The 20,632-nt window shown below is 40.2% G+C and carries 24 protein-coding genes and 1 pseudogene; 20 read left to right on the top strand and 5 right to left on the bottom strand.

Going from position 1 to position 20,632, the window contains the following annotated elements; all coding sequences use genetic code 11:
* Positions 1–87 precede the first annotated feature (87 nt).
* Both LCL91_RS22175 and selA read left to right on the top strand, forming a co-directional pair.
* A pseudogene (locus LCL91_RS22175) lies at positions 88–282 on the top strand (Rdx family protein); the annotation flags it as partial.
* A 47-nt stretch (positions 283–329) separates the two neighbouring features.
* Entirely contained in the window at positions 330–1,721 is a 1,392-nt protein-coding gene (selA, locus tag LCL91_RS03395) for an L-seryl-tRNA(Sec) selenium transferase (protein WP_224879921.1), read from the top strand.
* 33 nt (positions 1,722–1,754) lie between these two features.
* Here the strand turns inward: selA and LCL91_RS03400 are convergent, their stop codons facing one another.
* Positions 1,755–1,892, bottom strand: coding sequence for a small acid-soluble spore protein P (locus LCL91_RS03400; RefSeq protein WP_098443510.1), 138 nt, complete (start codon positions 1,890–1,892; stop codon positions 1,755–1,757).
* Between the two features lie 115 nt (positions 1,893–2,007).
* Between LCL91_RS03400 and LCL91_RS03405 the strand changes: the two genes are divergently transcribed.
* The gene (locus tag LCL91_RS03405) at positions 2,008–2,265 is read left to right on the top strand and encodes a hypothetical protein (RefSeq protein ID WP_159782439.1); all 258 of its coding nucleotides are present in this window, start codon (positions 2,008–2,010) and stop codon (positions 2,263–2,265) included.
* A 40-nt stretch (positions 2,266–2,305) separates the two neighbouring features.
* Here LCL91_RS03405 and sspO read toward each other — a convergent pair whose 3' ends face one another.
* Positions 2,306–2,455, bottom strand: coding sequence for a small acid-soluble spore protein O (gene sspO / locus LCL91_RS03410; RefSeq protein ID WP_098443512.1), 150 nt, complete (start codon positions 2,453–2,455; stop codon positions 2,306–2,308).
* Positions 2,456–2,645: 190 nt separating this feature from the next.
* On the opposite strand from sspO, the gene acnA reads away from it, so the two are divergent.
* The 8 genes from acnA to LCL91_RS03450 all read left to right on the top strand — a co-directional run bounded on the left by acnA (position 2,646) and on the right by LCL91_RS03450 (position 8,203).
* Entirely contained in the window at positions 2,646–5,357 is a 2,712-nt protein-coding gene (gene acnA, locus LCL91_RS03415; RefSeq protein WP_224879922.1) for an aconitate hydratase AcnA, read from the top strand.
* A 159-nt stretch (positions 5,358–5,516) separates the two neighbouring features.
* Positions 5,517–5,645: an FbpB family small basic protein gene (locus LCL91_RS03420; protein WP_098443514.1), complete on the top strand. Its 129-nt coding sequence runs from the start codon at positions 5,517–5,519 to the stop codon at positions 5,643–5,645.
* A 57-nt stretch (positions 5,646–5,702) separates the two neighbouring features.
* Positions 5,703–5,846 carry a small acid-soluble spore protein N gene (gene sspN / locus LCL91_RS03425; RefSeq protein WP_098443515.1) on the top strand — a complete coding sequence of 48 codons (144 nt, stop codon included), beginning with the start codon at positions 5,703–5,705 and terminating at the stop codon, positions 5,844–5,846.
* A 137-nt stretch (positions 5,847–5,983) separates the two neighbouring features.
* A complete protein-coding gene (locus LCL91_RS03430) occupies positions 5,984–6,508 on the top strand; it encodes a hypothetical protein (protein ID WP_224879925.1) in 525 nt (174 codons plus the stop codon).
* Positions 6,509–6,554: 46 nt separating this feature from the next.
* Positions 6,555–7,049 (top strand): hypothetical protein, encoded by a 495-nt coding sequence (locus LCL91_RS03435; protein ID WP_224879927.1) that lies wholly within the window; start codon positions 6,555–6,557, stop codon positions 7,047–7,049.
* A gap of 79 nt (positions 7,050–7,128) precedes the next feature.
* The gene (gene tlp, locus LCL91_RS03440; RefSeq protein ID WP_224879928.1) at positions 7,129–7,338 is read left to right on the top strand and encodes a small acid-soluble spore protein Tlp; all 210 of its coding nucleotides are present in this window, start codon (positions 7,129–7,131) and stop codon (positions 7,336–7,338) included.
* Positions 7,339–7,451: 113 nt separating this feature from the next.
* Positions 7,452–7,892 carry an acyl-CoA thioesterase gene (locus tag LCL91_RS03445; protein WP_224879930.1) on the top strand — a complete coding sequence of 147 codons (441 nt, stop codon included), beginning with the start codon at positions 7,452–7,454 and terminating at the stop codon, positions 7,890–7,892.
* Entirely contained in the window at positions 7,892–8,203 is a 312-nt protein-coding gene (locus LCL91_RS03450) for a hypothetical protein (RefSeq protein WP_224879932.1), read from the top strand. Before LCL91_RS03445 ends, LCL91_RS03450 begins: the two co-directional genes overlap by 1 nt.
* A 37-nt stretch (positions 8,204–8,240) precedes the next feature.
* Here LCL91_RS03450 and LCL91_RS03455 read toward each other — a convergent pair whose 3' ends face one another.
* The gene (locus tag LCL91_RS03455) at positions 8,241–8,531 is read right to left on the bottom strand and encodes a HesB/YadR/YfhF family protein (RefSeq protein WP_160919379.1); all 291 of its coding nucleotides are present in this window, start codon (positions 8,529–8,531) and stop codon (positions 8,241–8,243) included.
* Positions 8,532–8,725: 194 nt separating this feature from the next.
* Here LCL91_RS03455 and LCL91_RS03460 point away from each other — a divergent pair, with 194 nt between their 5' ends.
* The 5 genes from LCL91_RS03460 (at position 8,726) to LCL91_RS22310 (ending at position 11,679) form a co-directional block, all read left to right on the top strand.
* A complete protein-coding gene (locus LCL91_RS03460; RefSeq protein WP_224879934.1) occupies positions 8,726–9,652 on the top strand; it encodes a GDSL-type esterase/lipase family protein in 927 nt (308 codons plus the stop codon).
* Between the two features lie 68 nt (positions 9,653–9,720).
* Positions 9,721–10,545 carry an SGNH/GDSL hydrolase family protein gene (locus LCL91_RS03465; RefSeq protein ID WP_224879936.1) on the top strand — a complete coding sequence of 275 codons (825 nt, stop codon included), beginning with the start codon at positions 9,721–9,723 and terminating at the stop codon, positions 10,543–10,545.
* Between the two features lie 16 nt (positions 10,546–10,561).
* On the top strand, positions 10,562–11,215 hold the full coding sequence (locus tag LCL91_RS03470; RefSeq protein WP_224879939.1) for a uracil-DNA glycosylase family protein: 654 nt from the start codon (positions 10,562–10,564) through the stop codon (positions 11,213–11,215).
* Between the two features lie 135 nt (positions 11,216–11,350).
* Complete coding sequence (locus tag LCL91_RS03475; protein WP_224879943.1) at positions 11,351–11,491, top strand: hypothetical protein; 141 nt, start codon at positions 11,351–11,353, stop codon at positions 11,489–11,491.
* 92 nt (positions 11,492–11,583) lie between these two features.
* On the top strand, positions 11,584–11,679 hold the full coding sequence (locus LCL91_RS22310; protein WP_425589651.1) for a putative holin-like toxin: 96 nt from the start codon (positions 11,584–11,586) through the stop codon (positions 11,677–11,679).
* A gap of 1 nt (position 11,680) precedes the next feature.
* On the opposite strand, the gene LCL91_RS03480 is transcribed toward LCL91_RS22310, so the two are convergent.
* Complete coding sequence (locus LCL91_RS03480; RefSeq protein WP_224879945.1) at positions 11,681–12,568, bottom strand: helix-turn-helix domain-containing protein; 888 nt, start codon at positions 12,566–12,568, stop codon at positions 11,681–11,683.
* Positions 12,569–12,749: 181 nt separating this feature from the next.
* Here LCL91_RS03480 and LCL91_RS03485 point away from each other — a divergent pair, with 181 nt between their 5' ends.
* Entirely contained in the window at positions 12,750–13,526 is a 777-nt protein-coding gene (locus LCL91_RS03485) for an SDR family NAD(P)-dependent oxidoreductase (RefSeq protein WP_224879947.1), read from the top strand.
* A 35-nt stretch (positions 13,527–13,561) separates the two neighbouring features.
* On the opposite strand, the gene LCL91_RS03490 is transcribed toward LCL91_RS03485, so the two are convergent.
* Positions 13,562–14,107 carry a hypothetical protein gene (locus LCL91_RS03490; RefSeq protein WP_224879949.1) on the bottom strand — a complete coding sequence of 182 codons (546 nt, stop codon included), beginning with the start codon at positions 14,105–14,107 and terminating at the stop codon, positions 13,562–13,564.
* A 175-nt stretch (positions 14,108–14,282) separates the two neighbouring features.
* Here LCL91_RS03490 and dat point away from each other — a divergent pair, with 175 nt between their 5' ends.
* From dat to LCL91_RS03505, 3 genes are all read left to right on the top strand, one after another.
* Positions 14,283–15,125, top strand: a complete 843-nt coding sequence (gene dat / locus LCL91_RS03495; protein WP_224879951.1) for a D-amino-acid transaminase — start codon at positions 14,283–14,285, stop codon at positions 15,123–15,125.
* A 213-nt stretch (positions 15,126–15,338) separates the two neighbouring features.
* Positions 15,339–16,823, top strand: a complete 1,485-nt coding sequence (locus LCL91_RS03500) for a DEAD/DEAH box helicase (protein WP_224879953.1) — start codon at positions 15,339–15,341, stop codon at positions 16,821–16,823.
* 191 nt (positions 16,824–17,014) lie between these two features.
* Complete coding sequence (locus LCL91_RS03505) at positions 17,015–20,629, top strand: dynamin family protein (protein WP_224879955.1); 3,615 nt, start codon at positions 17,015–17,017, stop codon at positions 20,627–20,629.
* Positions 20,630–20,632 lie beyond the last annotated feature (3 nt).

The raw sequence follows: 20,632 nt of genomic DNA on the forward strand, positions 1-20,632 counted from the left end.
TGTACAACTTGAAATTCATTAGAGGAGGTAGCTTATATGAAGTATCATGTAACGATCGAATTCTGCATGCAGTGAAACTATGCTCCAAAAGCCGCGAGTTTCGCGGAAGCACTATTTAACCATTTCAGACAGGAAATTAGTTCGCTAGAAATGATACCTGGTTCTGGTGGTGTGTTTGAAGTGAAGGTAAATGATCTGCAGATGCATTCAAAAAAAGATTCAGGTCAATACCCGGAAGTGGAATCATTTATTAAGAAAATGGAAAGCAGAACGTTCGAGTAAGGCACCCCGTTCAGGGTGTCTTTCGTTTCGATATAGGAGTTGAGAGTTTGAAATTACTTAGAGAACTACCCCCGATTCATCAAATTCAAGAAACGATGGTGAAAGATAACATAGGGAACGACCTCCCTCAGAAGCTTCTCAAACAAATGGTCCAACAGGAAGTGGACGATCTTCGTGCCTCTTTACTAAATGAAACGTATAGCGGGGATGCTCAAGATCGCCATGGTTTTCAGGTTGAAATTATAGCAAGCGTGCAAGAAAAATTAACGCGAAATACTTTTAATTTAGTGCCGGTTATTAATGCAACCGGTGTCGTTCTACATACGAATCTTGGGAGAGCGAGATTAAGCGATGCTGCAATAGATCATATGATTGAAGTAGCCAAAAGTTACTCCACCCTCGAATATAACCTCGCAGAAGGAAGGCGAGGCTCTCGACACACCATTGTTGAAGAAGCGGTTTGCAAGGCAACAGGGGCAGAAGCAGCGATGATCGTTAATAACAATGCTGCAGCTGTTTTCATGATTTTGAGTGGCCTTGCTAAAGAAAAGGAAGTGGTTGTATCACGAGGCGAACTCGTTGAAATTGGCGGATCATTTCGGGTTTCTTCAATAATGGAAGAGAGCGGGGCGCGCTTGAAGGAAGTAGGCACCACGAATAAAACGCATCCTGCTGACTACGAACAAGCTGTGAATGATGAAACAGCGATGATAATGAAAGTGCATCGTAGTAATTTTGCGATTGTTGGTTTTACGGCAGAAGTAGAGCGTGAGCAATTAGCATCCATTGCAAATGAGCAACAGATTATTTTTTATGAGGATTTAGGCAGTGGCGCATTATATGATTATCGTAAAGATGGTATTGGAGAAGAGCCAACTGTTCAGGAAACGCTTGCCGCTGGTGCAGACTTAGTATCCTTTAGTGGTGATAAGCTCCTTGGTGGCCCGCAGGCAGGTATTATTGCTGGTAAGAAAGAACTTGTGGATCGGTTGAAGAAACATCAACTAGCACGTGTATTACGCGTAGATAAGTTTACCCTTGCTGCTCTTGAGGCAACCTTACTCGAGCATTTGTATGAAGAAGCAAACAATATCCCTGCGATTAGAGATATTACGGTATCGCCAGAAGAAGTGCGAAAGCGTGCAATTCATTTCAAAGAAAGACTTGAAACGAAGTGTTCGCATTATCAAATTGATGTGGAAGCGGGTGTTTCCCAAGTTGGTGGCGGGACCATGCCTGCGGTTGAATTGCCAACATCTGTTGTTGCCATTCGAACAGGCCGTTTCAGTGTGAATGATCTCGAAGAAAAGCTTCGAAGGCGTCATCGCCCAATCATTACCCGTATTAAGGATGAAAAAATCCTCATTGACCTTAGAACTGTAACGACAGAAGAGGAAGAAGTGCTTTTAAGTGAATTGATGAACATAAGCAACGAATAAAAGGCGGCCGTTTGGCCGCCTTTGTCTTTGGGTTTAGAATCCTTCACCATTTTTTTGTCGCGTATGGTTTCTGTTTTTTACTTTATGAGAACCCTTCATGGGTTCAGGCTGACCAGTGTGGCCTTTAGGAGCGTTTTTACGAATATCTTTAAACGTATTACTTTCAGTCATAATAATCCCTCCTTACTCCTTAGTATGGACAGGTTGATGGCTCTTATTCTGATCGAATAGGACGTCGTTACATGGTTACACTATGGTGAAAGCAATAGTAAAGGAGGTTAAATGAATGCCATATAATAAAGACAAGCAACAATCCTTTCAGGCGGCTCAACAGGGATATGAACAGGCAGTTGATGCTAAAAAAGAAATTGTTGTAAGTAGCAGTGGGTATGGAAAAGATTTAAAACACCTTCAGCAAGAGGTTGGTGAGGCGAAACAGCAGATCGAAAGCGCGTTAGTAAACGCATCTGAACATCAGCGCACGCAGTTGCTACAGTTTCAACAGGATCTGCAGTCCATTGAAGCAGAAATGAACAACGAGTGACATTAAAAAACCCGTCATCCAATTGTGACGGGTTTTGCTTCTATTGGCGTTTTTTTGTCTTTTTATTATATTGTTTCTGTTCTGCAGTCATATGCTCATGCGCATACTCATTATCATAGCCAGCACCGTTTCCCTGTGCGCCAGCATCATTCATACCTGGACGAACACCATTTGCTTTGCGTTTTCCCAATGTTATCACCTCCCTCGTTCTAACATGTCCTGAACAGGGGGAATTATGTGGTGATAAGCTAGACTTATCAATAGCAATAACAATCTTGTTATTTACTTATGTTTAGAAATTTACTAAACTGGATAAAGGGAAGTTGAAAACGTTTTTTCGACATCCGCTTTGTTATGCAATTTGGAGGAGGGAACTACATATGGCAAATCATGAACTTTATAATTCCAAAGCAACATTCGATGCCAATGGTAAATCATATTCCTTCTATCGTCTTCAGGCGCTAGAAGAAGCAGGCATCGCTAAGGTAAGCAAGCTCCCTTATACGATCAAAATCTTGCTCGAATCCGTATTACGTCAGTATGACGGTAAAGTCATTAAAGAAGAGCACATCGAAAACCTCGCTAAATGGGGAACTAGCGAGCAAAACAAAGATATTGACGTACCATTTAAACCTTCACGCGTTATTCTTCAAGATTTTACAGGCGTGCCTGCTGTTGTTGACCTTGCGTCACTTCGTAAAGCAATGGCTGATATCGGTGGAGACCCTGACAAAATCAATCCTGAAATCCCAGTTGATCTTGTTATTGACCACTCGGTACAGGTTGATAAATATGCATCTGAGGATGCACTTGAATTTAATATGAATAAAGAATTTGAACGTAACCTTGAGCGTTATAAGTTCCTTAAATGGGCTCAAGATGCATTTGATAACTATCGCGCCGTTCCACCAGCGACTGGAATCGTTCACCAAGTAAACTTGGAGTACGTTGCAAACGTTGTTCAAGAAAATACTGTTGATGGCGAGAATGTTGCCTATCCAGATACATTATTCGGAACTGACTCTCATACAACCATGATCAACGGTCTTGGTGTTCTAGGGTGGGGTGTAGGTGGTATTGAAGCTGAAGCTGGAATGCTTGGTCAGCCTTCTTACTTCCCGGTTCCTGAAGTAATCGGTGTGAAGCTTACTGGAGAACTTCCAAGCGGAACAACCGCAACGGATCTCGCTCTTAAAGTAACTCAGCTTCTTCGCGAGAAAAAAGTAGTAGGGAAATTTGTTGAGTTCTTCGGACCAGGGCTATCAGGCATGCCGCTTGCTGACCGTGCAACAATTTCCAATATGGCACCAGAACAAGGTTCTACATGTAGCTTTTTCCCAGTTGATGAAGAAGCGCTTGAATACATGCGCCTAACTGGTCGCTCTGAAGAGCACATTAACCTTGTGCGTGAATACTCCATCGCTAACGGATTATTCTACACACCAGAATCAGAAGATCCTGAATTCTCAAGCGTAGTTGAACTTGATCTTGGAACTGTAGAGCCAAGTCTTGCTGGTCCTAAGCGTCCACAAGATCTAATTCTTCTTTCTGATATGAAGAAAGAGTTCAATAAAGCAGTTGTTGCCCCACAAGGTAACCAGGGTCTAGGTATGGATAAGAAAGAATTCGACAAGGAAGCTGTTGTTAAATTTAACGACGGAAAAGAAGTAACGATGAAAACAGGTGCAGTTGCGATCGCAGCGATTACAAGCTGTACAAATACTTCCAACCCTTCCGTTATGCTTGGTGCGGCTCTTCTTGCGAAGAAAGCTGTTGAAAAAGGATTAAAAGTTCCTGAATACGTGAAAACTAGCCTTGCTCCAGGATCAAAAGTTGTAACAGACTACCTTGATAAGTCTGGACTTATGCCTTACCTTAGAGACCTTGGTTTCCACCTAGTTGGTTATGGCTGTACAACTTGTATTGGTAACTCTGGTCCACTTAAAGAAGAGATTGAAGATGCGATTGCGAAGAGCGATCTTACGGTGACTTCTGTACTTTCAGGTAACCGTAACTTTGAAGGACGTATCCACCCACTAGTAAAAGCAAACTATCTTGCTTCACCACCGCTTGTCGTTGCTTATGCTCTTGCTGGCACAGTAGACTTTGATCTTCATTCAGATTCATTCGGTAAAGACAAAGACGGTAACGATATATTCTTGAAAGATCTATGGCCATCAGCAGAAGAAATCAAGCAAGCCGTTGCTGAAACAGTAACACCAGAAATGTTTAAGCGTCAGTACAAAACCGTATTCGACGAAAACAAACGCTGGAACGAACTAAGCACGAGTGAAGGAGATCTTTATAACTGGGACGATGAGTCTACTTATATTCAGAACCCTCCATTCTTCGAGAATCTTTCTAAAGATCCTGAAGATATTCACGAACTTAAAGACCTTAGAGCGATCGCGAAGTTTGGCGATTCCGTTACTACGGACCACATTTCACCAGCTGGTGCGATTGCTAAAGATATGCCTGCAGGACAATATCTACAAAACAACGGCGTTCGTCCAATTGACTTTAACTCTTACGGATCACGTCGTGGTAACCACGAAGTTATGATGCGCGGTACGTTTGGTAACATTCGTATTCGTAACGAAGTAGCTCCAGGCACTGAAGGCGGCTGGACAACATTCTGGAACACGGATGAAGTTATGCCGATTTATGATGCAGCAATGAAATACAAAGAAGAAGGTACAGGTCTAGTTGTTCTTGCTGGTAAAGACTACGGCATGGGAAGCTCACGTGACTGGGCTGCTAAAGGAACAAACCTTCTTGGAATTAAAACAGTTATTGCAGAAAGCTACGAGAGAATTCACCGTAGTAACCTTGTTCTAATGGGTGTGCTTCCACTTCAATTTAGAGATGGTGAATCTGCAGATACGTATAACCTCACTGGTAAAGAAACATTTGCCGTTGAAATCACGGAAAATGTGAAGCCACGTGATGAGATTAACGTAACGGCAACCTCTCCAGAAGGCGAAACGCAAACATTTAAAGTACTTGCTCGTTTTGATAGTGAAGTTGAAATTGACTACTATCGCCACGGCGGTATTCTTCAAATGGTTCTTCGCGATAAAATCGCAAATTAACTTAGGAAGGATGGCAAATGCCATCCTTTTTTTATTTATTACGACATTGTAAATACGAAAAATTCATTATAATAAACGAAAAAATCGGATTTTTGTAATAAGTTTCAGTAAATCGGGAATAATGGTTTTAAAACCTGTTGAAGAGGAAAGGAGACTAATATGAGAAAGTCTAAGAAGGTTTCATTTAAAGAATTAGTGATGCAAAATAAATTGGAAATAATGAGTGATAAGAAAGCGATTGACCGGATCGAAGATAAATTTGAACAAAAACATGCAAAAAATTTGTAAACGGGTAGATATTTCTCCTCTAGTTGCACAGCCTATAGCGTAAAGGAGGAGATTCATTTGAGTAATCCAAAAAAGTTCCCTAAATCATTTAAACCTAATCACCTCGCTTCTGTGAATCCTGAAGCAGAGGGGAACAAAGGAAAACAGATGCAAACAAAAGGAAACGCTGAACCGGACTACGCCCCTCCAAAAGGGAAATAGGCTGATGACAACCAGAAAGGAGCTCTCTTTCTGGTTTATTTCAATTTTAACAACTTCTTTTCATTTCATGTAAAGTCGTCCTAAAGGAAAGAAAGGTCGCGAAAGCTTAGGAGACAAACGTTTTCGGGGGGAACAATATGACAATTACAGCAAGAATTGAACCAATCACAGCTAGGGGTAGTGAAGCAGAGCGAAATGAAGATCTTCTTGTGAAAGAACTTGAAATAAAAATGCAGCAAATGGGTTATCTCGTTCCATATCGAGAAGAGTTAAATTGGGATCGGACCATTGCAAGTCTCGAGCTAGGTGAAGCACAAACTCTTCATCAACTGAAAAAAGCAGCGGCCAAAAACGATCGGGTCCTTCTCATCTATGCACGTTTATTTAAAGGGACCATTTTTCAACACCTTATTCTTCATCCTAACCAGTCAGGTATCTATCTTCCCTTTCGATTTGAAGAACCATTTGTGCTACAAGTAGAGGGTAGAAAAATATGGATTGGCTCTTCTGTAAGGCTTCTTGAGGAATTATCTTGGCTTCAAATTAGCTTTGATCAAGGAAATCATTCGGAAAGTGTGAAAGAATACTGGCAGAATTTAATCGAGATTTCTAAAAAAAGCGTAACGTACATGAGCCCGATTATTTTTGAAGAAGCCATTTAGAAGATTTTAGTAGAAGAAGAAAGGGTATGGGTCTATAGGAGAGGTGATGGAAGTGGATCATAAAGAAGAGTTAGGTAGCGACATTTACCGTATGCTTGAAGCATCTGGGCCACCTTATGGTTGTGGTACTGCATCAATTGTAGGTGGTTTTGCAGCGAGGCTTGCGGTCATGAGTCTTACAATTTCTGATATCGAGCACGACCTACATGATGTCCCAGGATCTTTTTTCCTTATGTGTGATGAAGATGACCGCGAATTTCAATCATTCCTAGAGGAAGGTGGAAACCATTCCCCTAATGATGTGCCAATTCGATTATTAGAATGCACCTACCGACTTCTCGTTGAATTATCTTCTTATGAAGAACAAATCCAAGAGAATGTGGCAGTCGATTATCGTATGGGCATTCGTATGTTGAAACAAGTGTTCACGGCAGCTGAGAACATACTTCTTAATAATGGCTGTTCCGCCGATGTTCGAAAAGAGATGTTATATTATGAAGGAAAACTAGAAGGGATTTTACCTAAAAGTCTCCAATCATAAGCGAATATCTCATGGATTAGTAAGCCATAATAAGCTCGTAATACCTTGTCATATCACTTTTAAACAAGGAGGGCTTACTTTGAAATCAAATCCAGATGATCGTCGAGACAACGCAGAGAAACTAAAGAACATGGTACAAGATACGATTGAGAACATTCACGATGCAGAAGCATCTTTAGAATTTACGGATAGCGATACACAAAAAAAGGCGATAAAAGAAAAAAATCAGCGTAGAAAACAAAGTATTGAGTCAATGCGCAATGAAATCAAAGATGAATCGAAACAATAAGTGAGAGAAGGACTGAATGACTTAGAGTCATTCAGTCCTTCTTATTCATGCTTCATGAGTGGTTTATGCTAAAATAAGAGTGACACCACGTTGAAGTTAGGAGAGGAAATACGATGTACATAGCAACTAAGTCAATAGATGTTCGATACGCAGAAACCGATCAAATGGGGGTTGTTTATCATGCCAACTATCTTATTTGGTTTGAACTTGGCAGAACAGCTTTAATAAATGATTTAGGATTCAGGTACGCTGATATGGAAAAAGAGGGGATTCTATCTCCGGTCATGGATATAAAAGCAAGCTACAAACGTCCAGTTCGATATGGAGATGAAGTCATCGTCAAAACCTGGGTGGATTCTTATGATGGTCTACGCGTTAATTATGGGTATGAAGTAATCAATGGAGACGGTGATATTTGCGTGACGGGTGAATCCATGCATACGTGTGTGAAGCGAGACACGTTCCGTCCTGTATCGATTCGAAGAAAGTTTCCGGAATGGCATCAGGCGTATGAGAATGCTAAAAAACAGACTGCTTCTACTGGAGTTGAATAATGGCTTTTGGTTTGTCGAAGGGTGAGCTTGCAGAATGGAAAGCAAAGGTTAGAAGGGGAGAAATCGCTTTATTAACTCATTTTTGGTATGATCCTCGTTTTCCGCAATTTCATTCAGTTACTAAAGCGGGATGCAGTGATAAAGAAAAGCTTGCAAAATGGGGCCAACAGTATGGTTTAAAGCGAGAATGGATGCACGAACGGGAAATGTTCCCGCATTTTGACTTGCTTGGAGACGACCAAATTCGGATTCTTGAACAAGAAGGTTTATGTTCTCACATTCAGCGATTTCGACTAAAAAAGATCTATTAAAAAAACGCGAAAGCGAGAAGCTTTCGCGTTTTTTACATCAATTTCCGTGCACAAACTGAATTTCTTCTTTATTTCGACTGAATTTAACAGTGAAATCTTGATTCTCAAAGAACCAGATGTCTTTTTGTTCTACAAAAAAGGTAATGCCTTCTTCTTCAAGCATAAGAGCAGGCTCAGTTGGCTCTTCGACAGTCATGCCAAGTGAGAATCCATCTTGTACAGTACTGCATCCACCTACGCGTACAAAAAAGCGGAGATGATCCCCTTTTTCAAGATCCATTTCTCTTTTAAACCAGTTCATAGCCGGTTTTGTAATTGTCATTTTCAAGTGTCATTTCCTCCTTTGCCGAACGGCTCTACTCGTACTATTATAAAGAAGTAACGGGAACTTGCAAAAAGAAAAAGGTTATGGAACGAAAAAATGTCAATAAATCCATATCTTGAATGAAAGCATTTCGTATTTTGCGTTAATTCTTCATACAATAAGGGTATAAAAAGAATTGTAATGAGGAGGTTTTTTAAATGAAAAAACAGAGAGTATGGCTGTTTTTATTCCTCATTCTTGCTGGAGGTATTTTATTAAGTGTTAAACCAATAATGGAATACCGCAGTCAGCGTTTGAATGAAATAAAGCAAGCAGCATCCATGATGGTGATGAGTGAAGCACCAAATGAAACTGTCATTTCATCAATAGCAAATAAAAATGATCAAGCTAAAACGGATATAGAACCAGAAGTGACTGCTACCAAAGAAGAACAAAAGCCTGAGAAAGTTGAAACAGCAGTAACTGATCCAGATATTCGAATTGTAGGACTCGGTGATTCTCTCACTAAAGGTAGCGGGGATTCCACAGATCAAGGATACATCGGAAGGCTTGCAGCGAATCTTGAGCGTGATACGGATACATCGATATTAGTTGAAAATTACGCGGTTCATGGTAGACAAACTCCTAAATTATATAAAATGTTAGTAGAAAATAATGCGAAATCTTCGCTTGCAGAAGCTGATTTGATCGTCATGAGCATTGGTGGAAATGATTTAATGAAAGTTGTGAAAGAACATTTTCTAGACTTACAGATCGATGTTTTCCAGCGTGAACAAACAAGCTATGTTGAACGACTTGATGCGATTATGAAACGTCTTCGAAGCATCAATTCTGATGCACCGATTTTGTTTATTGGCCTATATAATCCATTATTAGAGAATTTTCAATCGGTGACAGAAATTGATCAAATTGTCCAAAGGTGGAATGGCGCAAGTCAAGACACCGTAGAGAAGGATAATCGTACGACATTTGTACCGATCTATGAATTGTTTAGCTCAGTTGATGAGAATTTATTTTTTGAAGATGGATTTCATCCGAACGATCAAGGATATGAACTCATTGCGAGACAAATTCAATATCGATTGAAGCAAGACGCTATTGTCGAAGAAATCCCTTTTGAATAGCACATGTACGAGATAAGCTCCTTTTGATAGAATAGTAGTAACAATGGATAGAGAAAAGGAAAATGACAATGAAGCGATGGATGAAATGGTTGTTGATCACCCTGATTCTTTTAATTTTTAGTGGGGCAGGGACGTTCACCTATTTTTATTTCTACACGGATTCACACTCTGAACAAACGAATTCACTCCCACTTAGTGATAAAATACAGGAAGCGTTTCAAGAGGAACCGGATCTTGACGAGCCAAAAGAAATTCGAATTATAGGACTTGGAGACTCTTTAACAAAAGGAGTTGGAGACCAGGCAAAAGAAGGATACATTGGCTATGTAAGTGATAAGTATTTTGAAAAGGATCAAGATGCAACTGTCACGCTAAATAATTATGCCATTACAGGAAGTGAAACAGAGGATCTATTAAAACGGCTTGAACAAGAATCTGTACGTAATGGGGTTCAAAAGGCTGATTATATCTTTTTAACGATCGGTGGAAATGATCTTTTCGGTGTTGTGAAAAATCACTTTATGAATTTGGATCAGCAGTTTTTCACTCTTCAAAAGAAAATCTACCTAGAAAACCTGACGACTATTTTAGCTACTATACGTAACCTTAATCCCGATGCGCCAATTTATTTTACGGGTTTATTCAATCCCTTTTCGAAAGCATTTGGGGATATTCCTGAAATGAATGAAATTGTGGATGATTGGAATCAAGTAAGTCGCTCAACGGTTTCAGATACAACTGATGCAACGTTTGTACCTGTTGCTGATTTGTTTCTTGAAAGTGAGGAGAACTTACTTTATGAAGATGCTTTCCATCCTAATGATGAGGGTTATCATTTGATGGGAGATCGAATCGTATCGTATTTAAAAGAAAATAACGTAGCAAATCGATAAAGGCAGGGAATGGTTTATGGATACACCAGAAAAATTTGAACGGCAATATCAAGCACTTGCAAAAAATTACGAAGTGCCAGAAGTCATCTCATCGAAAACAAAGCTTGTTTTTATATTAGAATCTCCACACGTAGCGGAAGTGAAAAACGGCGTACCCGTTGCTGGTCCTTCAGGTGCAACGATGTCAAAGAAGCTTTTTGGGCCGGAGTATGCAAAGCCTCTTGGACTATTATTGAAAAAGCACCGAGAAGAAGAGTTGGAAAGACCTTCTCTTGATGTAGTCGGTTTGCTAAATGTGTGTAATATACCAATGCAAGGTAAACCTTATGCATCTGAAGATCTAGAAAGCAACCGTGAGTTACTAGATTGTCTGGGTACAATTCGAACATCTGCAAAGAAAACGCCTTTTAAAGATGAAGCGTTAATTAAGGTGAATGAACTTCTTTTAACAAAATTCAAAAACCGTTTGATGGAACTGATCGATCGAGAACTGACGCTCGTCCCCTGTGGACGATTTGCTCAAAAGTATTTTGAACTCGCAAATGTATCGAGTGATAAATGGACGATCGTGCAGGACGTTCCTCATCCTAGCTATAATTCTTGGAGTCGTGAGCGTTATCAGGAGCCTGTCAATAGGGTAGTTGATGCGTTTAATTGTCATAAAATATAAGCATGTTTATTGATTAGATCGAAAAGCCCCATTGGAATTCCAATGGGGCTTTTTCTATGAAGTAAGAGAGCGCATAGAGCGAATGCATAAATATTGGCTCCGTTGTAATATAAATGTAATGAAAGGAGGGTTGACATGATGAAGAAATGGGCAGCATTACTTCTCGTCTCATTGGTATTCATGAGTGGATATGCGATCACCCCTCATCATTCGTCTGACATGATTCAAGCATCATCATATGTTGTTCAAGATGAAGATCTACCTTATTGTCATTAATTAATGAAAAGGGTCTGTCGTGTGTCTGCACCTTTCCAATTTATATTAAACCGAATGAATAGTCCATGATCTTTATGAAAGGAGGACATGCTATGGAAGAACTCACATTGTTTATTACGGCAGGACTTTTCTTCGTGTCTCTCTTTAATTTCATCGTTATCTTGATTGAAAAGACAAAGCATAAATAAGCTACGCATTTTGAATCATTCCGATTTTCTTTGCATAATGATCGACATGTTCTTTAAAAACCTGGTTTTGATCAAGTTCAAAAATGGTGGAGGCTGTCGCGAGATATTCATAGGCTAACTCTTGCTTTCCGAGTAGATAGTGAAGCTTGCCACACTGATAGCTAAGTTCGCCAAAAAGATAGAGGCGCTGTTTCTCGCGACAAAGTAGAAATCCCTCTCGTGCAATGGACAGAGCTTTCTCGTAGTTTCGGCAAGTGGATAGAGCTTTGGAATAATTATAATAGAGACGGATTTCAATCGTTTCATCATTAATAATGGGGAAAAAGCGAACATGATAGAGCGCTTTATGAAATAACGGTAGCGCGCGTTCCCAATCTTTTTCCTCACTATACAAGATCGCCATGCTAATGAGTAGTTCGATTTCACGTTCAGAGTAATTCTTGGAAGTAGTCGTCGTAAGGCGTAGGGCTTCATCTAAAAGCTGAAGGGCAGAGTGGGGGTCTCGTTCTAAATAATAGGTGCAAATTGCTTTGTGCCACAGATAGAATTGTTTATTCTTTACTGTTCGAAATAGCGGGTTTGCTTCTTCTGCTTCAAGAATTTCAGCAACTTCACGATATTCGCGCCGTTTAATGTGTTTCCTAACCTGTCGAATGACTTCATTCACATAATCAAGGCGAGGTGTCTCTTTCATATGAAAAAAATAATTAATATCAACGCCAAGTCGTGATGCCAACTGGTAAAGGAGCTCTGCGGAAGGTGATACATCATTGTTTTCAATCTGGCTTATTAACGCTTGTGTACAGATGCCTTCTGATAAATCGGACTGTGATAGTCCAAGGTACAATCGAAGTTCGCGCAACGCATATCCGAGTGTATCCTTACGCACCTGCAATCCCCCTTTTTTTGACCTCATTGTATCACGATTCTCTTTCAAATACATATTTTTCTAAATTAAGAATCAATAATATTATTATGTGAACCAGTATGTGTGAAGGAATTTTTAACTTGGTCGAGAACCTCTTTATTATAAGGCGAAGTTAGCTGTATAAAGATGAAGAGGAGGAGAAATGTTGTCTTATTTACCATCATTTGAATTAACCAATCAAGTCGTTGTGGTGACAGGTGCAGGAAAAGGAATTGGGAGAGCACTTGCGATAGGAGCGGCAGAAGCAGGGGCTGATGTTGTGGTTCTGGCAAGAACAGAAGTGGATATTCAAGAAACAGCTGGGCTTGTCCGGGAGGTTGGTCGAAAGGCTTATCCCATTCGAGCTGACATAACGAAAGAGATCGAACTCACAGAAGCTGTTCAACAAATTGAAAAAGAAGCAGGAAAGATTAATGTGTTAATTAATAACGCAGGAATGAATATTCGCTCAAAAGCGAGCGATGTTTCGGAAGTGGAGTGGACGCAAATTTTCCAAACAAACTTGCAGGGTGCTTTTTTTATGTCGCAAAAGTGTGCAGAAGTAATGAAAGAAGGTGGAGGAGGAAAGATTATTAATATCTCTTCTGTTGCAGGACACGTTGCGTTAAGAACAGGTGTCGCATATGCAGCATCTAAAGCAGGTATGATTCAGATGACAAAAAACCTCGCACTAGAATGGGCTGAGAATGGTATTACAGTGAATGCAATTGGGCCGTGGTATTTTCAGACACCACTTACAGAAAAGTTACTGCAAGATGAGCAGTATTTAGCAGATATTCTAAATCGAACTCCAATGAAACGAGTAGGTGAACTAAAAGATTTAGTTGGAGCAGCCGTATTCTTATCTTCTGAGGCATCAAATTACATAACGGGTCAAACGCTGTTTGTAGACGGTGGCATGACGAGCTATGGATTTTAGAAAAAACCGTTACTCAGCTGAGTAACGGTTTTCCATTAGTCGACTAAATCAGCTGAAAAGCTAGGTGCTGTAAGGCCGGCATCTTCGTAAACGGTAGCCATTTTTTCTTCAAAAGAAGCGAATTGTGCATCACTTTCTTCATAAGTTGCTTCAGGCTCGTCAGAAAGATTAGCGGCACGTGTTTCATAAGATTTAGCAAGATCCTCTAATGCAGCTTCTATGTCGCTTTTGTAAGTGTCTAGCTCAGTTGGGACTTCGACAGCACGAACATCTTCAGCAACTGTTTTAGCAGCTGCTTCAGCATCAGCTTTCATTGTAGCAAGCTCTTCATCAGACGGCTTTTCTTCCGCCACTTTAGCGGCTTCAAAAGCGTAGATAGGGCTATCACTCTTGTTAACTGTTTGAATTAAATTCATTTGAAAGTCGAGAAGATCACTTTTTACATCTGTTTCACTAGCATCACTTGTTTCTTCTGTGCTTCCTGAATTATTCGTAGCGCCGCCTTCGTTTGCTTCATTGTTGCTACAAGCAGCTACAAAAACGAAAACAAGCAGCATTACTAGCGGTAAAAATCGTTTCATTCAAAACCCTCCTAATTTTTAGAAAATTCCCTTTCGAATACAAATTTTAGTGTATTCTTTGCTGTTTGTAAACTAAAAAAAGATAAACCTGGCATAAAATGTAATAAGTAAAACTATTCTGAAAAATACAGGTTAAGGTAAGCTGTCGAATATGTTATTGTGAAGAGGGAAAAAAATGGCTAGAGGAGTGGGCATGATGATTTTAGTAAACAACGATTTAATGACAAGAGATCAGGCAACAATAGATATTGAAGATCGAGGGTACCAATTTGGTGACGGCGTTTATGAAGTCGTACGAATTTACAATGGTGTTTTTTTCGAATTGGATGCACACCTTGATCGATTAGAAAGAAGCGCAGGTGAGATTAAAATTGTTTTACCATTTACTCAAGAAAAATTAAAAGCCAATTTAAACAAGCTCATTCAGCAACATCCTGTGCAAAGTGGGCATGTTTACATGCAGGTGACTAGGGGTGTTGCTCCGAGAAATCATCCGTTTCCAGATAAGACAGAACCTGTCTTTGTAGCCTATACAAAAGAATACGAGAAAGAGCCATCACGCTCACCAGGACGAGCTGTTTTCACAGAAGATATCCGCTGGTTAAGGTGTGACATTAAAAGCTTGAATTTACTCGGGAATGTACTTGGAAAACAGTTTGCAAACGAACTGAATGTCGATGAAGCAATTTTTCATCGAGGGGAATGGGTAACAGAAGGAAGTTCTACGAATGTATTTATCGTAAAAAACAACGTACTTTATACGCACCCTGCCAACCATTTTATTCTCGATGGAATTACGAGAAAAGTTATTCTATCTGATGCGTATGAACTGGGAATACAAGTAGAGGAAGAAGCGTTTACAAAGCAGGATCTACTTAATAGTGATGAGGTGTTTATCTCAAGTACAACGCAAGAAGTAAGACCGATAGTAGAAGTGAACGGTCAATCGATTGGAAGTGGAAAAGAAGGCGAGATAACTTTATCTCTCCATGCGAAATTCACTAGTCGCTTAAGGTGAACAATTGGTTTAAACAAAAATCTTTTTATTTTGTTTAGTTGAATTTTGCACGAAACAGTGGTACTGTTAACTTTGGCTATATGTGAATGAAGAGTTGCTTGTTCCGAGCGTTTTCCAACATTAGGAAAATGCTTTTTTTGAACATTATCAGGAGATTATTCTCCCGTCTATAGCATTTAATGCATTTTAAAAGTAAAAAGGAGTTTTTAAAAGTTGAAAAAATTTCAAGATCTAGGTTTAAGTAATACACTGCTAGACGCAGTTAATCAAATGGGATTCGAAGAAACAACACCAATTCAAGCAGGAACAATTCCTCTAGCGCTTGAAGGCAACGACGTTATCGGTCAGGCTCAAACTGGTACTGGTAAAACAGCTGCTTTTGGTATCCCAATGATTGAAAAGATCGATACTTCTCTATCTCATGTACAAGGAATCATTCTTGCGCCAACACGTGAGCTTGCTGTACAGGTTGCAGAAGAATTGAACCGTATTGGTCAAGCAAAAGGCGTGCGTGCCCTTCCTATATATGGTGGACAAAGCATCGTTCACCAAATCAAAGCACTTAAAAAGAGACCTCAGCTCGTTGTAGCGACGCCAGGCCGTCTTATTGATCATATGGAACGTAAAACGATTCGTCTTTCAGAAGTTTCATTTGTTGTTCTTGACGAAGCAGACGAAATGCTTAACATGGGCTTCATTGAAGATATCGAAAAGATTCTTAAAGGTGTTCCTGAAAAGCGTCAAACGCTTCTATTCTCAGCAACAATGCCAAAACGTATCGCAATTCTTGCAGAGAAATTCATGAGCAACCCTGAAACAGTTAGAACGAAATCAAAAGAAATGACTGTTCCATCAATCGAACAGCATTACTATGAAGTTCGTGATTCTAAGAAATTCGATATTCTTTGCCGCCTTCTTGATACTCAGTCTCCTGAGCTTGCGATTGTATTCGCAAGAACTAAAAAGCGCGTAGACGAAGTATCTGAAGGGCTTAAGAAGCGCGGATATATGGCTGAAGGAATTCACGGTGACCTTCCACAAGGGAAGCGTGATCAAGTTATTAAACAATTTAAAGACAGCACAATTGATATCATGGTAGCAACAGACGTTGCTGCACGTGGTCTAGATATTAGTGGTGTAACGCACGTTTATAACTTTGACATTCCTCAAGATCCTGAAAGCTACGTACACAGAATCGGTCGTACTGGCCGTGCAGGTAAGTCAGGTCTTGCTTCAACGTTTATTACTCCACGTGAGTACGATCACCTTAAAGTGATTGAGAAAATTACGAAGAAGTCTATGCAAAAACGTACGATTCCTAGCTTTGCTGAAGCGATGGAAGGCCAGCAGCAAATGGCGATTCAACAGCTACAAAGCACAATTGAAGAACAGGATCATTCAGGATACCGCTCATCTGCTGAACAGCTTCTTGACGATCATGATTCTGTAACGCTTCTTTCTGCAGCACTTAAGTTGCTTACAAAAGAACCGGATACAACTCCAGTTAAAATTACTGAGATCGCACCACTTCGTGCGAAAAAAGCTCATGGCCGTGGCGGCAGCGGCGGCAACCGCAACCGTAACCGCAGCAATGATCGCGGAGGCCGTAAAGGTGGAAGCGGTGGCGGATATCGCGGAGACCGCAACAGCGGAGGCGCTAGCAAGCGTCGTAAGTTTAACGACAAAGGAAATAAATAAGACATGCCAAACAGTCGGGAGAAATCCCGGCTTTTTTTATTTGTCATGATCAATAAGTGTGAAAAACCCAATCCAATTTATTTCTGTTTTCATTAATAATAAGAGAGAATATTTTTAGACAATGCTGGGAAAATGTCTCTGAAAGCGTTATTCTTAGAGAGACACTATTTACGGAAAGGCAGCGGGATATTATGAAGCATGATTACCAGTCACAGACGAAAGTAAAAGAAGACGTCCTGCTAGAACGTCTTGCTCTCATTCAAACAGAGTTAGCGCCTGCACAAGCATCGAAAATGAAGCAATTAAGCGATAAATTGATGAGCGGTGAACAGCACTTTCTTTTCTCTGGGCATTTTTCTGCAGGAAAGTCATCATTAATTAATGCGTTATTTGAAACCAATTTACTGCCATCAAGTCCTATTCCTGCAAGTGCGAATACGGTTCGGATCAGGTCTGGACAATCAGGTGCTTCTGTTCATTTTATCAATGGCAAAAAAATGATTTTTAAAGCGCCATATGATATCGATCAAGTAAAAGGTTACTGCCTGAATGGAGAAGAAGTAGAGCGCGTGGAGTTGTCTGCGCCATCTACAATTGAAAAAGACGTTATTTTCATTGATACTCCTGGAATCGACTCAACTGACGAAGCTCATAGGCTTTCGACCGAGTCATCCATGTATTTAGCTGATGTTGTTTTCTATGTGATGGACTATAATCATGTTCAATCGGAAGTAAACTATCAGTTTATTCGCGAATTATATCGTCAAAATAAGAAAATCATCCTAATTGTGAACCAAATTGACAAACATAACGAGGCTGAGATTTCATTTAAATCCTTCAAGAAATCAGTTGTGGAGTCTTTTGAGACGTGGGGGATGTCACTCGAATCGTTTTTCTTTATCTCTTTACGTGATCAAAATCATCCTCAAAACCAATTTCATCAGTTGAAAACCTACATCGAAGGTCTTTCCAAGAAAACCCCCGAAGATAAAGTTAAGCGAGTTTACGATGCGGCGATCGAACTTATTGAAAACACTGATACGGTTGATGAGGATAATGAGGTGATCCAAGCTTATGAGGAGATGGAAACCAAACTCTCTTTTTCAAAGGAGCGCATCAAGCTGATTGAAGAGGAGTTTCAATCTGAAGCTTCCACGATCCAGAAAAGCGCGATTCTAATGCCTTATGAAGTAAGAGAGGCAGGGCGTGCCTATCTAGAGTCTTTACAATCTGGATTTAAGGTAGGGCTAATTTTTCGTGACAAAAAAACACAGCAGGAACGTTCGAACCGATACAAGGCATTTGTAACAGGTTTAGAGGAACAAGTGAAGTCACAACTTGAATGGCATTTTAAGGAGCTACTTCAGGAGCTAAAATCGACTGCAGCCTTAACGAAAGTCGACCCTCCAGTTTTAGATGATTCATTCGACATCGATTTCACTGTTATTCAAGAAGAAGCAAAAAAGGGGAACGGTGCAACGGGTGAAGCTGTACTTCATTATACAGAAAATATCGCGCATAGCATGAAGACTCAAATCAAGCAGCAAGCAGAAAAACGAAAGAATTTGCTCATTGATCAGGTGAATGTAGAGCATAACCAAATCGCAATGGATGTCCAAAAAGCTTTTGAAACTCAAGTTGGAGAAAAAGATTCCGAAGTGTTCTTAGCAAAGATGGAATTGGTGAGTGAGAAAGCTAACGGACTATGGGCGATCCTTGAGGGAAATCGTGATGAAGAAGCTAGACGCATAGCGAACAGTGAAGATCGACAAGAGGACCCTCAGCAGGTCATTATTGTGGAGTCCGTCGAAAAATCTAACAATGATATTCACAGCGAAAATGAGGACTCTTTAGTAGAAGAAGTTGTTAAAAAGCATGATGATGATCTTCCTACTTCTGAAACGACGGTACAGGCGCTTCAAAATATCGCGACTGAACTAACCGATCTTCCAGGTTTCGATCATACGAAACAAAATTTAATAAAAAAAGCGAGTAAACTTGCGGATCAATCATACACAGTTGCGTTGTTTGGTGCATTTAGTGCTGGTAAATCATCTTTCGCCAATGCTTTGATAGGTGAGACGATCTTACCTTCTTCGCCGAATCCAACCACGGCAACCCTTAACCGCATTTGTCCTGTTACAACGGAGCACGCACATAAAACAGCAATGATTCATTACAAGACGGAAGAGGAGCTTCTTGAAGACTTAAATCATTCTCTTTCTTATTTTGGAGAACAGGCTTATTCGCTTCAAGACAGTTTGCAAATTATATCAGCTGGTAAGCTGTTCAAGCGAGAGTCGGCCGAAACAAAACCTCACGCATTATTTTTACGTGCAGTCGTTAAGGGAAAAGAGGAGCTTTCGTACCTCGGGATGGACCGAGAAGTAACGTTAACAGAATACGAAGATATGGTTGTAAACGAATCAAAAGCAGCTTTTATTGCTTCCATTTCTTTATACTACGATTGTCCTCTAACGAGAGAAGGTATTACGCTTGTGGACACGCCTGGTGCGGATTCGATCAATGCTCGACATACGGGCGTCGCTTTTCAATATATGAAAGCCGCTGACGCAATTCTGTATGTGACCTATTACAATCACGCCTTTTCAAAAGCAGATCGCGAATTCTTAATTCAGCTCGGGCGGGTGAAAGATGTATTTGAGATGGATAAGATGTTCTTTCTTCTAAATGCTTCTGATCTTGCAGAAAATGATGGGGAACTTCGCATTGTACTCAATCACGTGAAAAAACAGCTGCAGCAGTATGGGATTCGCTATCCATCCCTCTATCCGGTTTCAAGCCTTGCGGGAATGCTTCAATCACAATCGGTAAGTGAGGAAGATGAAGCGTTTCTTGCAAAGTTACCAAAACAGATCAGAACTAAAGGTGGACTTGCTTCTTTTGAAGAACGTTTTTATCGCTTTATCCGAACAGATCTATCGAAACTGGCCGTTGAAGCTAGCCTAAGTGAAATAACCCGGATCAGAGAAGAACTCGCCCATTGGATCGAACATTTTGAATTGAATGCCAATGAAAAAGAAGAGCAGCTGCAGCGCCTGTACCTTCAAAGTGATAAGGCGGTTGAAGAAGTGGAGCAATATGCTATTTCAAACTCCTTACAACAAATTGAACAGGAGTTAACGGAACTTGTACACTACGTGCCGCAACGCCTTTTCTACCGTTTTAATGACTTCTTTAAGGAAGCATTTAACCCTTCTATCATTCAAAACCGTGATGGACTAAATGCTGCTTCGCGTTCACTTCTAGAAGATATTGAACAAGATCTTCTTCAAGAGTTGAGAGCGGCGTCACTCCGGATCGATCGGTTTATTAAGCGAGAGCTTCAAAAGAATGAGAAAGACATGCAGATGACAATTCGTAACCACTTAACAGATTTCCGCTATGTGTCTAACGAATCAAGGGACATGGCGACACCTGCATTTACAGCTTCACTCTCAACCTGGATCAGCAGTGAAACGCTTGTAAAGTTAGCGCGCAGTTCTTTTAAATCTTCAAAGCAATTTTTTGAACAAAATGGTAGAGATAGCTTACACGATGTGCTGAAAAAGGAATTTCAACAGCCTGTTAGTGACTATATAGCTAAGGAACAACAGGTGATTATGTCAATGGCGACAAATTTTTATGAAGAAAACCTTGATGTAATGAAGCGCGAACTCCTAAACGAAATAAAGGAGTATATTGAAACGAGAACAACCATGTTAAATAGTCATTTATCAAAAGCTTTCTTACAAACGAAACAGTCAAATGTAGCAAGAATTCAAACGAACTTATTGGGGGAATAGGCG

The sequence above is a fragment of the Guptibacillus hwajinpoensis genome (assembly GCF_020171785.1).
Classification (GTDB): Bacteria; Bacillota; Bacilli; order Bacillales; family Guptibacillaceae; genus Guptibacillus; species Guptibacillus sedimenti.

Excerpts from the sequence above, each read along its gene's own strand:
- LCL91_RS03400 (WP_098443510.1), bottom strand. The coding sequence starts at position 1,892 with ATGACTGAAAGTAATACGTTTAAAGATATTCGTAAAAACGCTCCTAAA.
- LCL91_RS03405 (WP_159782439.1), top strand. The coding sequence starts at position 2,008 with ATGCCATATAATAAAGACAAGCAACAATCCTTTCAGGCGGCTCAACAG.
- acnA (WP_224879922.1), top strand. The coding sequence starts at position 2,646 with ATGGCAAATCATGAACTTTATAATTCCAAAGCAACATTCGATGCCAAT.
- LCL91_RS03420 (WP_098443514.1), top strand. The coding sequence starts at position 5,517 with ATGAGAAAGTCTAAGAAGGTTTCATTTAAAGAATTAGTGATGCAAAAT.
- LCL91_RS03430 (WP_224879925.1), top strand. The coding sequence starts at position 5,984 with ATGACAATTACAGCAAGAATTGAACCAATCACAGCTAGGGGTAGTGAA.
- LCL91_RS03435 (WP_224879927.1), top strand. The coding sequence starts at position 6,555 with ATGGAAGTGGATCATAAAGAAGAGTTAGGTAGCGACATTTACCGTATG.
- LCL91_RS03445 (WP_224879930.1), top strand. The coding sequence starts at position 7,452 with ATGTACATAGCAACTAAGTCAATAGATGTTCGATACGCAGAAACCGAT.
- LCL91_RS03450 (WP_224879932.1), top strand. The coding sequence starts at position 7,892 with ATGGCTTTTGGTTTGTCGAAGGGTGAGCTTGCAGAATGGAAAGCAAAG.
- LCL91_RS03460 (WP_224879934.1), top strand. The coding sequence starts at position 8,726 with ATGAAAAAACAGAGAGTATGGCTGTTTTTATTCCTCATTCTTGCTGGA.
- LCL91_RS03465 (WP_224879936.1), top strand. The coding sequence starts at position 9,721 with ATGAAGCGATGGATGAAATGGTTGTTGATCACCCTGATTCTTTTAATT.
- LCL91_RS03470 (WP_224879939.1), top strand. The coding sequence starts at position 10,562 with ATGGATACACCAGAAAAATTTGAACGGCAATATCAAGCACTTGCAAAA.
- LCL91_RS03475 (WP_224879943.1), top strand. The coding sequence starts at position 11,351 with ATGATGAAGAAATGGGCAGCATTACTTCTCGTCTCATTGGTATTCATG.
- LCL91_RS22310 (WP_425589651.1), top strand. The coding sequence starts at position 11,584 with ATGGAAGAACTCACATTGTTTATTACGGCAGGACTTTTCTTCGTGTCT.
- LCL91_RS03485 (WP_224879947.1), top strand. The coding sequence starts at position 12,750 with ATGTTGTCTTATTTACCATCATTTGAATTAACCAATCAAGTCGTTGTG.
- LCL91_RS03490 (WP_224879949.1), bottom strand. The coding sequence starts at position 14,107 with ATGAAACGATTTTTACCGCTAGTAATGCTGCTTGTTTTCGTTTTTGTA.
- dat (WP_224879951.1), top strand. The coding sequence starts at position 14,283 with ATGGCTAGAGGAGTGGGCATGATGATTTTAGTAAACAACGATTTAATG.
- LCL91_RS03505 (WP_224879955.1), top strand. The coding sequence starts at position 17,015 with ATGAAGCATGATTACCAGTCACAGACGAAAGTAAAAGAAGACGTCCTG.